This is a genomic window from Butyrivibrio sp. NC2002 (genome assembly GCF_000702265.1).
Classification (GTDB): Bacteria; Bacillota; Clostridia; order Lachnospirales; family Lachnospiraceae; genus Butyrivibrio.
Map to the genome: position 1 here is coordinate 453,516 of NZ_JNKZ01000007.1, position 12,504 is coordinate 466,019.

The 12,504-nt window shown below is 40.7% G+C and carries 8 protein-coding genes; 1 reads left to right on the forward strand and 7 read right to left on the reverse strand.

Translation table 11 applies throughout. From position 1 onward, the window contains the following. Positions 1-3: 3 nt before the first annotated feature. The 4 genes from T543_RS05245 to T543_RS05260 form a co-directional block, all read right to left on the reverse strand. Positions 4-2,124, reverse strand: coding sequence for a type 1 glutamine amidotransferase family protein (locus T543_RS05245; protein ID WP_035766304.1), 2,121 nt, complete (start codon positions 2,122-2,124; stop codon positions 4-6). A 90-nt stretch (positions 2,125-2,214) separates the two neighbouring features. Next, on the reverse strand, positions 2,215-3,759 hold the full coding sequence (locus T543_RS05250; protein ID WP_035766305.1) for an ABC transporter substrate-binding protein: 1,545 nt from the start codon (positions 3,757-3,759) through the stop codon (positions 2,215-2,217). Positions 3,760-3,815: 56 nt separating this feature from the next. Beyond that, positions 3,816-4,727 (reverse strand): carbohydrate ABC transporter permease, encoded by a 912-nt coding sequence (locus tag T543_RS05255; RefSeq protein ID WP_035766306.1) that lies wholly within the window; start codon positions 4,725-4,727, stop codon positions 3,816-3,818. Between the two features lie 27 nt (positions 4,728-4,754). Further along, positions 4,755-5,708 carry an ABC transporter permease gene (locus T543_RS05260; protein ID WP_035766307.1) on the reverse strand — a complete coding sequence of 318 codons (954 nt, stop codon included), beginning with the start codon at positions 5,706-5,708 and terminating at the stop codon, positions 4,755-4,757. A 266-nt stretch (positions 5,709-5,974) separates the two neighbouring features. Here T543_RS05260 and T543_RS05265 point away from each other — a divergent pair, with 266 nt between their 5' ends. Continuing rightward, positions 5,975-6,985, forward strand: a complete 1,011-nt coding sequence (locus T543_RS05265; RefSeq protein WP_035766309.1) for a LacI family DNA-binding transcriptional regulator — start codon at positions 5,975-5,977, stop codon at positions 6,983-6,985. A 106-nt stretch (positions 6,986-7,091) separates the two neighbouring features. Here T543_RS05265 and ppdK read toward each other — a convergent pair whose 3' ends face one another. The 3 genes from ppdK to T543_RS05280 form a co-directional block, all read right to left on the reverse strand. Continuing rightward, the gene (gene ppdK, locus T543_RS05270) at positions 7,092-9,920 is read right to left on the reverse strand and encodes a pyruvate, phosphate dikinase (RefSeq protein ID WP_035766312.1); all 2,829 of its coding nucleotides are present in this window, start codon (positions 9,918-9,920) and stop codon (positions 7,092-7,094) included. A gap of 118 nt (positions 9,921-10,038) precedes the next feature. Further along, on the reverse strand, positions 10,039-10,923 hold the full coding sequence (locus tag T543_RS05275; RefSeq protein ID WP_035766315.1) for a glycerophosphodiester phosphodiesterase family protein: 885 nt from the start codon (positions 10,921-10,923) through the stop codon (positions 10,039-10,041). Between the two features lie 192 nt (positions 10,924-11,115). Beyond that, positions 11,116-12,444 (reverse strand): MFS transporter, encoded by a 1,329-nt coding sequence (locus T543_RS05280; RefSeq protein WP_035766316.1) that lies wholly within the window; start codon positions 12,442-12,444, stop codon positions 11,116-11,118. Between the last annotated feature and the right edge of the window lie 60 nt (positions 12,445-12,504).

Genomic DNA, 12,504 nt, shown 5'->3' on the forward strand with positions numbered 1-12,504 from the left:
TCATTATTTTTTAGTTACAAATGATGCGCTGTGCGCAAGCACGACATCATCAGGTATATTCAGAGTTTTATCCGTTGTTGAAAGTACTGCTTTATATCCATCCGGCAATTTATATGGCATAGCCCTGTGATTAACTACGATCATGCAATCATCATATAATCCTGTTTCGATACCCTTTTCACAGATAGGTGAAGCAGGGATCAGCGCGCTTTTCAAAATATCCTCGAATATCTTCGAGCCTGATAACGCAAACGGGTACATCTCCTTATTGCCTTCGTTATAAGGAACATGCGGAATATTTTTGGAATAAAAGCTTGATCCGAGCATTATTCCAAGTGAATAGACAGCTCCTTTTCCGGCTGCGGTTTTAACTATACACTTATCACCATTAACATACTTAGCGATAGTTTCGCCGTTTTCATATTTGCAAAAGCAGTTTCCCTGAGGAATAATCTTCTTTTCTCCCTCTCTGTAATAGGGCAATTTCTTAGCCGGTTCACCATTTATGCCAAAGGCATTTTTAGAAAGTCCATCTTCCGGTCCGTGAACTACGATGCCGCCATCAGTAGTCCATTTTCTTACAATATCCTCTACATCCTTGTGATCAACAGCATCATAACAGTCATTAGAAGGTATTATCAATATCTTATAATCAGATAGTCTGCCCTCTGCTATCTCATGAGTACTGATCACATCAACCTGGTATCCCAGATCAAGACACATCTTGTAATAGCCAAGACTGTCAAGTCTTCTTATTTCGTTGCCTTCAACTTCAAAAGGCTCAAAGTCCGACATTTCAAGAGGGAAAAGAATTGCAACTTCCTTCTTTTTCTTTCCCTTGCGAAGAGGATAGATTTCTGAAAACCATTCGTTTCCTCTCTTAAGAGAATCCATAAACAGATCATCCATGCGGTTTATCACGCCGCCGTCATCAAGTCCGTTTATGCCATAGGCATGATATCCGTCTATGCCGCAGGCTGCCATGGTTCCTACTATTTCCTCAGGTGTAATTGTCTCATATATATTTCTGTAGATATACCTTCCATAGTAGACACCGCCGATAACGCTTCTTCCTTCATTCATAACACGCATCATGCTGTGCTGGATTGAAGTAACATAGGCATCGGGATGTGCATCAAAAAGCACCGGAACAGTGATAAAATGCGCACAATCAACATACTTTGAAACAGCATACATATCTATTCCGCGCACCGATGTATCCCACAGATCGCTGTAATCGTTATCAAGATCCACCTGTTTTCTTCCGTCTATATTAAAGAAATATCCCCACTGTGATAAGTCCGGACAAAGGAAGAGATTCTCTCTGTCACCCTGTTTTAGCTTATCCTTCATGTTTTTAAAATAAAGATTAAGCTCCTTTATTTTCCACAGAAGATTATCTCTTTTCAGTAAAAATCTGACAGTCTTATTATCTATATCTTCCTTGGTGATTCCCTCCGTAAACCTTACTTCATACCAGTACATTTCCGGAGTTATTTCATCAAAGCTTTTAACATCTATTTCATAGGCTTTGTTTATCTTATAGGCATCGCCTTTATATTCGTCTTTAAGGAAAGCCTTGTAGCGCTGCACGCCCTCTTCATCAAAGCTCGAGCAAACAACAGGGTCCCACATACTGCATACAGGCCTTACTGTTTTGCCACCTTCTGTGCACTCGCAGTAATTATCACTGTAAAGGGACATCATCTGATCTACATGCTCAGTCTGAGTGTTCTGTGCTACATCTGACCAGTATTTATACCATCTGCCTTTTTCTCCACCATAAAAAGTAATGTCTTCGCCAAGAACCGGCGGACTGAATCTTATATGCGGATAGAGATTATCGCCATTTAAATAAAGTAGCAAAAAGTTAAAAGAAAGACCATTTTCTTTTGCAGCCTTCATCATAAACTCCTGCATTTTTACGTATTGGCTGGCATCTTTTTTCGCCACTCTTTCTCTGAAATCCTCAGAGTCTTTGGTATCCAGCATTACGCTGTTAAACCCAAGTCTTTTAACAAGTCCCATAGTCTCTTCAACGAATTTTTCATCGTCATATCCGGGACTGTAAAAATTGCCAAAAATAATATTTATATACGGATTGCCTGTATTATTGTCTATCATAAATTCTCCAGTAAATAAGAAAGGACTAAACGTAAACAGGGCCGTAACCATTCGGAAACGGCCCCACTATTTCTATCTATTAAGGATCAATTATTTGTTTGCAAGGAACTCATCAACCTGAGCCTGTGCTGCAGCAACAACGTCATCCCAACCTGCTGCTTCAAGCTCTGCCTTGATCTCCGGAACTGCTGTCTCGGGATCAAGTACACCTGTGAGAATCTCACTCTTGTATCTTGACCAGATCTCTGTGCAGTTAGCGAGCTGATCTGCTACATCTGAATAGTCAAATGTGAAGCCAAGAAGTACTGAAGGAACAGCATTCTCGTTGAGCTCTTTAACTTCATCCCACTGATTGAATTCATCAGCTGCGTTCTGTGATACTGTGAAGAATGTACCCTGTGTGTAACCAGCCATTGTCCAGTCTTCGTTGAGCTTCTCAACTTTTCCGTCATCTGTGTACTGGAAGTTAACACCCTCTTCACCATAGTAGAACATGTCTCTAACCTTTGTATCTGTGTTTACAAGATCAAGGAACTGGAGGCACTTCTCAGGATACTGAGTATTAGCTGACACCATGTTGATTGAACCTCTAACTGTATCGTTAGAAAGGATTGTCTCACCAACCTGAGCAACGCTTACATCGCTGCCCATCTGAGGCCCCCAAGCAGTAACTGCTGCTGATGGCCATCCCTGAGCCACTCTCCACATGTTGTATACGCGGCCTTCTGAAAGTGTTGAAGCATCTGAGTTGATGATGCCATCTTCATACCACTTATGGATTGTCTTAAGTTCTTCCATGATATCGTCCTGCTCAAGAACAAGACCAACCTTAGCTTCCTTGTCATCATATCTTGCACCAAGGATCTGAAGACCTGATCCAAGCTGATCATACTTATCAAAGATGTAGTAAAGACCATCGTTCTTTACATATACAGGATAATCGTTCTTATCTGCTTTGAGTTGTTCAAAGATCTCTGTCTTAGCATCAAGGCTTTCTGAAAGAGCCTCGATATCAAGACCGTACTCGTCTACAAGTGCTGTATCCCAAATATCATAGTTTGAAAGTGAGCTGTCTTTGTATGTAGGAACGCCGTAGATCTTGCCATCAACTGTTACTGCATCCCAATACTCTTCAGGCATAAGAGCTGTTAAGCCGGGCATGTTGTCCTTTACGATATCTGTAATATCATAGTAAGCGCCAAGAGCGATATCTGATGTAAAGTTACCGCCGTTACCAAAGATAATATCATAAGGTTCGTTTGTGCTGATGATGATGTTTCTTCTGTTATCCCAGTCACCCCATGAGATAACTTCCATATCGATGTTAACACCGATCTTCTCACCAAGATACTCATTAAGAGTACTTACCCATGAATCATAGTTTTCAGGCATTCCTGAACCGATTGTTACCCACTTAAGTGTAACTACGTCTCCTGAAGCAGCTTCTGTGCTCTCTGTAGATTCTTCGCTTTCTGCACTATCTGTGCTTTCTGCCTCTTCAGTTGTGTCTCCAGCTGCTGTTTCCTCTGATGTAGTATCAGCAGCTGTCTGAGTCTCTGAAGATCCGCCGCAACCTGCAACAAGTGAAAGACCCATTGCGCATGAAAGCAGCATTGACAATACTTTCTTTTTCATTAACTTTCCCTCCTGTGTGAAAAATGAATTATATCTTAACCTTTAACAGGTTTTGATCAACCTTTTACAGATCCGATTGTAAGACCTGAAATAAAGTATTTCTGGAAGAACGGATATACGCAGGCAATCGGAACAATTATTACAATCGCAATAGCCATACGCACACTCTCTGTCGGCATTGATGCCTTATACTGCTGCATTGACAAACCACCGTACGGGTTATTTGCCAGGTATTCGATATTACTCTGAATATTATTAAGCAGTGACTGAAGTGACTGCAGATTCTTATCAGAAATGTAAAGTGAAGCCTGGAACCAATCATTCCAATAACCAAATGCTGCGAACAATCCGATCGTAGCAAGAATAGGTTTTGAGATCGGAAGTATTATCTGGAAAAAGATCCTAAGCTGACTTGCTCCGTCCATTTTCGCCGACTCTACTATGGAATCCGGTATGGTTGTTTTAAAGAACGTCTTACATATGACGACGTTAAATGACGACACCGCAAGCGGAAGGATCAGAGCCCATATTGTATCTCTAAGATGAAGGATGTTTGCATTTACTACATATCCTGCAAGCATACCGCCGTTAAAGATCATAGGTATGAACACAAGCCATGTGTAAACCTCTTTAAGTGCATAATTAGGTCTTGAAAGAACATATCCCATTGTTGTTGTAAGAAGCACTGAGATAACAATACCAAGTGCTGTAACAAGTACTGAGATAAACAACGCATGGAGAATTGTTCCTTTTTCATTCCACAAGAACTGATATGCAGCCGATGACATCTCAGTCGGTATTATCTGGTAACCATATTTTTGAATGCTGTTCTCGCTTGATATGGATATTGAAAAAACGAATACTACAGGTAATATGCATATAAGTGATAACAATAGGAAAATTATGTTAAAACACACATCTGTGCTTTTCTTTATTTGATTTATCTGTTTTGTCTTTTTACTCTTCATTGCCAAATCCTTTAATGTTTTTATTTATCAGATGATCGCACTGTCTTCATCAATCTTGCTTACTACGAAGTTTGCGATAAGTATCGTTACACAGCAGCATACCGACTGGAAGAAGGAAGCCGCAGCAGTTTTTCCTATCGGAGCACTGGACTGAATAGCTTTGTAAATGTATGTATCGAATGTAGATACTGTCGTATATAGTGACTGAGGTATTCCGCCTGTTACCTGATAGAACAAACCGAAATCTGAATAGAAGATTTTTCCGGTATCTAAGATAAGCATCATTACAAGCACTGTCTTTATGCTGGGCATTGTTATGTATTTAGCCTGTTGCCATTTGGTTGCGCCATCCATTACTGCCGCTTCATATAATGAAGGATCGATTCCGGTGATCGCAGCCAGGTAGATAACCATTCCGTATCCCATGCCCTTCCAGATCTTCATGAAAGTAAGGAAAAATGGCCAGTACTGAGGCGACTGATACCACATAACTTTTTCGCCGCCCAGGTGAGTGATCAGCGCATTCAAATATCCTTTGTCAGGAGTAAGAATTGCATAGACAATGTAGCTTACTACTACCCAAGACATGAAATAAGGAAAGAACATCATTGTCTGGTAGGTTTTTGATAAAAGCTTGCTTCTTAAATTGCTGAGCATAAGTGCAAAGCCAACCGCTACTGCTGCACCAAGAATAATAAATATGATGTTGTAAACTATCGTATTTCTAAGGAGCATTGCAAATGCGTTTGATTTAAAGAAATAAGTGAAATTCGACCATCCAACCCATTCACTGTGAAGCAGGCTATACAAGAAACCATGTCCTCCGCTCAGCTTATAATTCTTAAAAGCAATTATTATACCGAACATCGGCAGATACGCAAAAAGTAAAAACCATATTACTGTCGGTAAAGATATAAGCGTAAGATCAAGATCATCTCTTGTAAATTTAAATCGTCTCTTGGTTTTCTTTTGGTTCTTCATTTCAATTTCGCCTTTCCAAATTAAAAGTTAACAAAATGTTAATTAACTTTTTGTTATCATTTTATAATGCAATCTTAATATTTCATTAACTCAATGTCAAGTAACGTTGTCGACATTTTCAACATTTGCATAATTTTACCTTTTGTAAATTATGCAACATGTATATGTTATTAACAAAAGATAAAAATTAAATTATATTTACCGGTTTACATTTTGTTAAATATATGATATGTTCAGTTTAAAATAATGTGATGGAGAGTTATACCATGAGAAAAGTAACTATGCAGGACATCGCAGATGCCCTGGGAGTCTCCAGAGTCACTGTCTGGAAAGTATTCAACAACCAGCCCGGAGTATCCGAATTTTTGAAGTCCGAAGTACTGGCAAAAGCCAATGAACTCGGCTACAACAAAGGAATTGCCGAGCTTCCTGCAGCAAAAGAGTCAAAAAACATATCTATAGTAGTTTCGAGACCCGAATCATCTTTTTTCTGGACAAGCATCATACACAGTATGGCTGAAGAATTGTCCCAAAACAGCATCAATCTCATATACACATGTGTGGATCCTATATATACAGATAGTTTCCAGCTTCCGAGAACACTTGTTAACGGCTCATTTAATGCTGTTGTTATCATGAATATTTACGATGCACAGATTATCAGACGACTTAACAGTATTCCGATTCCGAAAGTATTTCTCGATACTGTTCCTGATGTAACTTTCGGTGATGTAGACGGAGATCTCATTCTTATTGAGGGATACCACACAATCTACAAGATTACCGAATCAGTCATAAAAAGAGGCGTAAAAGACATCGGTTTCATCGGTGACATAATGTATGCACAGACAAACCACGACAGATACGCCGGTTTCCTTACATGTATGAAGGATAATAATCTTCCTGTAAATCAGAAATACTGCAAAACAGATAAAATCGACATCTATTCATATAAGCAGGAACTCTTCAACTATCTTGATAGCCTTGAGACACTGCCCTCTGCATTTATCTGCGTCAGTGACTATATCGCGCACTTTGTGCAGTTCTATCTTGCAGAGCATCCAGGTGCTGCTCCTAATGGGATTATCATTACCGGATTTGATGCCAATGATGAATATACCAATGTCGACGGCATCATAACCACCGCAGATGTATGCGTTGAGAAGCTCGGGAAAAGACTTGCCAGGCAGTGCATTTACAGAATGACATATAGTGATTCACCTTACGAGCTGACCTATATCAGTCCTAAAATCATATACAGAGATTCAAAATTTTAAGATCCTTCTTCAAAGCATCGGTTTAAAAGCCGGTGCTTTTTCATTTAATAGAAAAAGAAAAGCTGCCCTTGCGGACAGCTTTTCAAAATAAGTTACCTTATTTTAATTATTTATTTCTGTTCTCTTTGTAAGCCTTAACTGCAGCATCAACGCCTGCCTTAAGACCTTCAAGACCAGCCTTAGCTACATCAGCTGACTGTGAAGCAAGTTCCTTTGCGATCTCTTCAGCCTTCTTTGCAGCCTCTTCAAGCTTTGCCTTTGTCTCGTCGTCTACGATAGACTTGTTTGCGCTCTTTTCAGCCTTCTCGGCGATAGCAGCCTGTGCAGCAGCAAGTCTGGCAACAGGTACACGGAAAGGTGAGCAAGATACATAATCAAGACCAATCTTGTGGCAGAACTCAACAGATGAAGGATCTCCACCGTGCTCACCACAAATACCAACATGAAGGTTAGGATTAACAGGTTTTCCAAGCTTAATTGCCATTTCCATGAGCTTACCAACACCAGTCTGGTCAAGCTTAGCGAAAGGATCGTTCTCGAAGATCTTCTCATCATAGTAAGCGTTAAGGAACTTACCAGCATCATCACGAGAGAATCCAAATGTCATCTGTGTAAGATCGTTTGTACCGAAGCAGAAGAAGTCAGCGTCCTTAGCGATATCGTCAGCTGTAAGAGCAGCTCTCGGGATCTCGATCATTGTACCAACTTCGTACTCAAGCTTAGCGCCTGCAGCAGCAATCTCAGCATCAGCAGTCTCAACAACTACCTTCTTAACAAACTTAAGCTCTTTCTCTTCACATACAAGAGGGATCATGATCTCAGGCTTAACGTTCCAGTCTGCATGAGCCTTCTGTACTTCAAGAGCAGCTCTGATAACAGCCTTAGTCTGCATCTTAGCAATTTCAGGATATGTAACTGCAAGACGGCATCCTCTGTGACCCATCATAGGGTTGAACTCGTGAAGTGAAGCGATGATAGCCTTGATCTCTTCTACGCTCTTGTGCTGAGCATCAGCAAGCTTCTTGATCTCGTCCTCTGTTGTAGGAACGAACTCGTGAAGCGGGGGATCAAGGAATCTGATAGTAACAGGGCATCCCTCAAGTGCTTCATAAAGAGCCTTGAAGTCGTTCTGCTGATAAGGAAGGATCTTCTCAAGAGCAGCTTCTCTCTCTTCTACTGTATCTGAGCAGATCATCTCACGGAATGCAGCAATTCTGTCTTCCTCGAAGAACATGTGCTCTGTACGGCAAAGACCAATACCCTCTGCACCAAGCTCTCTAGCCTTCTTAGCATCAGCAGGTGTATCAGCATTTGTACGAACCTTAAGTCTTCTGAACTCATCAGCCCATGCCATGATACGTCCGAACTCGCCAGCGATCTTAGCATCAACTGTTGCAATCTGACCATCATAGATGTTACCTGTTGTACCATCGATTGAGATGAAGTCTCCTTCGTGGAATTCTTTTCCGCCAAGAGTGAACTTCTTGTTCTCCTCGTCCATATTGATGTCGCCACAACCAGATACGCAGCACTCACCCATACCACGAGCAACAACGGCAGCGTGTGATGTCATACCACCACGAACTGTAAGGATACCCTGAGCAGCCTTCATACCTGTGATATCTTCAGGTGATGTCTCAAGACGAACAAGGATAACCTTTTCGCCTCTCTCATTCCAAGCTACAGCATCATCAGCTGTGAATACAACCTTACCGCAAGCAGCACCGGGTGATGCACCAAGGCCCTTGCCCATAGGAGTTGCAGCCTTAAGAGCAGCAGCATCAAACTGAGGATGAAGAAGTGTATCAAGGTTACGAGGATCGATCATTGCTACAGCTTCTTCAGGTGTCTTATGTCCCTCATCAACAAGGTCACAAGCAATCTTAAGAGCAGCAGGAGCTGTTCTCTTACCATTACGGCACTGAAGCATGTAAAGCTTCTTGTTCTCTACTGTGAACTCCATATCCTGCATATCGTGATAGTGGTTCTCAAGAGTATCACAAACCTTGATGAACTCAGCGTATGCTTCAGGGAATTCTTTTTCCATCTGTGCGATCGGCATAGGTGTACGAACACCTGCAACTACGTCTTCACCCTGTGCATTGATGAGGAACTCACCCATAAGCTTGTTCTCACCTGTTGCAGGATCACGAGTAAATGCAACACCGGTACCAGACTCATTATTAAGGTTACCAAATACCATAGGCATTACGTTAACAGCTGTACCCCATGAATAAGGGATATCATTGTCACGACGGTAAACGTTAGCACGAGGGTTATCCCATGAACGGAATACAGCCTCGATAGCAAGCTTAAGCTGCTCTACAGGATCTGAAGGGAAGTCCTGACCAAGCTGATTCTTGTACTCAGCCTTGAACTGCTCAGCAAGTTCCTTAAGATCAGCTGCTGTAAGATCTACGTCATACTTAACACCCTTCTGCTCTTTCATCTTGTCGATGAGCTGCTCGAAGTACTTCTTACCTACTTCCATAACAACGTCAGAGAACATCTGGATGAAACGACGGTATGAATCATATACGAAACGCTCGAATGCAGGATCAGGATTGCCCTTGATCATTGCTGCAACAACCTCGTCATTAAGACCAAGGTTAAGGATTGTATCCATCATACCAGGCATTGATGCACGAGCACCTGAACGAACAGATACAAGAAGAGGATTGTTAAGATCACCAAACTTCTTGCCGTTGATCTCTTCCATCTTCTTAACGCCTTCCATAGCCTGAGCCATGATCTCGTCGTTAATCTTACGTCCATCTTCATAGTACTGTGTACAAGCTTCTGTAGAAATTGTGAAGCCCTGAGGTACAGGAAGACCGATTGATGTCATCTCAGCGAGGTTTGCACCCTTACCACCAAGGAGGTTTCTCATGGTCATGTCGCCTTCGCTAAACATGTAAACGTATTTTTTCGCCATTTCACTACCTTTCTTACCGAAAACGTTTCGGTAAAACCCTTTCCATTTTTGCTACTAATTTTATATATAATTAACTATGATCAAGCATAGCAATTATCAGTAATTATCATTCATCCCGTTACTGTGGGATAAATCCTTCAAATATAAAGATATCAAATCTGCCGCGATTATTATCGAGTTCTTCCTGGCTGCGTATTGTCCAGGCAGCTGCAGTGTTCCTGTACAGGCCATGGCAGATCATTCTTGAAAGATTATTCGCATGCTTGTGATTGTATGCGATAAAATCAGGTCTTGTAAGAAAATTAAACATAAGGAATGCAAGCATTATGTATACCGGTGTGCGCATCACCTTATCTATCTCATGGAAAAACTCCTCAGACAGTTGTCCTCTGAAGACTTCATTATGATTATCCTTAAACCATCTGACGCCAAAAGGATTAAAAGACTCTATACAATAAACTCCCTTGTAATCCTTAAGCAGCTCCCATGCCTTATTGCAGACAGACATATCAAATCTCTCTATCTTGAATTCAATAATAAGCGGAACCTTGCCGTCTACCAGTCTGAGGAAATCTTCAAACCTTGGTATCTTTTCATCCGAATCAAGCAGATGAAACTTCTGAAGTTCTTCGAAGGTGTAGTCACATACTTTGCCTGCAACACCATATGAACCGTCTTCGTTTTTCACTGCATTTTCTAAGGATGCACCTTCTTCATATCTGGCAACTCTTGCCAAAGTAAAATCATGGAAAATAACCGGAACCCCATCTTTTGAGAGTTGAACATCAAGTTCTATTCCATACCCTGCATCAACAGCTTTTTTGAAAGCAGCCATGGAATTCTCCGGAGCCATGGTTTTATTGTCATGCAATCCTCTGTGGGCATATAAATTCTGAGCAAGCAATTTTTCGGAAATTGTTTTCTTTCGCATCCCGGGCATAATAGCCAGAAAATACAGGACGACCAAAACAATAATAACAATCAACAAAACTTTAAAAAACATCTTAAATTACTTCCTACTGTTAACCTTATTTAACACCCAAAATATTTTAATATTTAAAGCAGTTTTTGACAAGTAAAAATTTAAAATGTCAAGTACAAAATCAAAAACAACAGTAAAAATTAAGTAAAATCTTTGCTTTTTAATAGAAAAAAAGAAAAACAGCAATCAAATGCCGTTTTTCTTTTTATAAGTTTAGTCATCGATATCAAAATTTTCCAGAATATGTTTCTTCTTTGGCGGTTTTGAGTCTCCGTGTTTTACCATCATCATCGTCACAAATGCAAGGCATGAAAAGATAAACGCATATGGGAATAATGTCCTGTATGATACATGTTCAAGCAAAAAGCCCGAAAAAATCGGTGTAAACACCTGCGCAGCCATCGAAAAAGTATAGTAAAGACCTGTATATTTTCCGATAACTGAGCTCCTTCCCATTTCAACAACCATGGGATAAGAATTAACATTTATTGCAGCCCAGCCTATTCCGATGATCGCAAAGTAAAAATTCAGAGCCGGATTATATTGGGGCATAAGCGCTGCGGCTATATAGCACAGACTCATAAGTGTAATACCCATCAAAATCGTCAGCTTTCTACCTATTTTCATAGAAAGTGAACCTATCGGAAGATATGCAATTACAGCTGCTACGGTTGCTATCATGAGGCAGTCGGCATATGCTCCGTTATGAAGATCCCACACCTCTGTGACGTACCTTGAAAATGCTGTTGTTACAGCATTGTAGGCGGTAAACCATAAAAAGACGGATATGAGAAGGAAACTCATACTTTTTCTTACTTCTCCTGATAAAACTTCTTTTACCTGTCCATCATCTGTTTTTACATTAACAGCGGGATTTTCACCAAGTTTCTCGCCCTCTCCGTCAAAATCAGGCACATCTTTTCTTACTTCCGTCATCAGCTTTTTTTCAGGAATCGTGATAAACAAAAGAAGCACCGTAAGGACCATGAATATCACAAGAGATATCATAAGAGGAATGTAATTGGTATCCGCTTCATTTTCTGCCGACTTAAGCAGCATCTTTATCATCACAAGGGTGTATACCGCGCCGAGAGTTCCCATGAGATTTATTATCGCATTGGCTCTGCTTCTGTCAGCAGCGGGTGTAAGCTCAGGCATTAGAGCAACTGCAGGCGAACGGTATGTTCCCATGGACACAAGAAGCAAAAACAAAATGGCTATAAAAAGAGCCAGATTGCCGGAAACATGAGCCGTGTAGATCAGTGTAAACAAAAGGACTACGGAAACAGCGGTTCCGCACAGTATAAAAGGCATTCTTTTTCCTATGCGTGAATCTGTCTTATCTGAAAGTGAACCAAATAAAGGCAGTAGAAATAGTGCGAGTACATTATCCAGCGCCATTATAGCTCCGGTCCACGTCTCTCCTAGCCCGAAATGATAAGTCAGGATCTTTGGTATTTCATTGTCATAAAACTGCCAGAAAGAGCAGATTGACATAAATGCCAGTCCTATCAGGATAGTTCTTTTGTAGTTAAATTTCATGATGTTATTACCCCCAACAATATCTTTTTTCATAATATAAGTATTATAACAAGAAATCCC

Bases quoted from the DNA above. Each gene is read 5' to 3' on its own strand.
- T543_RS05245 (WP_035766304.1), bottom strand. From the start codon at position 2,124: ATGATAGACAATAATACAGGCAATCCGTATATAAATATTATTTTTGGC.
- T543_RS05250 (WP_035766305.1), bottom strand. From the start codon at position 3,759: ATGAAAAAGAAAGTATTGTCAATGCTGCTTTCATGCGCAATGGGTCTT.
- T543_RS05255 (WP_035766306.1), bottom strand. From the start codon at position 4,727: ATGAAGAGTAAAAAGACAAAACAGATAAATCAAATAAAGAAAAGCACA.
- T543_RS05260 (WP_035766307.1), bottom strand. From the start codon at position 5,708: ATGAAGAACCAAAAGAAAACCAAGAGACGATTTAAATTTACAAGAGAT.
- T543_RS05265 (WP_035766309.1), top strand. From the start codon at position 5,975: ATGAGAAAAGTAACTATGCAGGACATCGCAGATGCCCTGGGAGTCTCC.
- ppdK (WP_035766312.1), bottom strand. From the start codon at position 9,920: ATGGCGAAAAAATACGTTTACATGTTTAGCGAAGGCGACATGACCATG.
- T543_RS05275 (WP_035766315.1), bottom strand. From the start codon at position 10,923: ATGTTTTTTAAAGTTTTGTTGATTGTTATTATTGTTTTGGTCGTCCTG.
- T543_RS05280 (WP_035766316.1), bottom strand. From the start codon at position 12,444: ATGAAATTTAACTACAAAAGAACTATCCTGATAGGACTGGCATTTATG.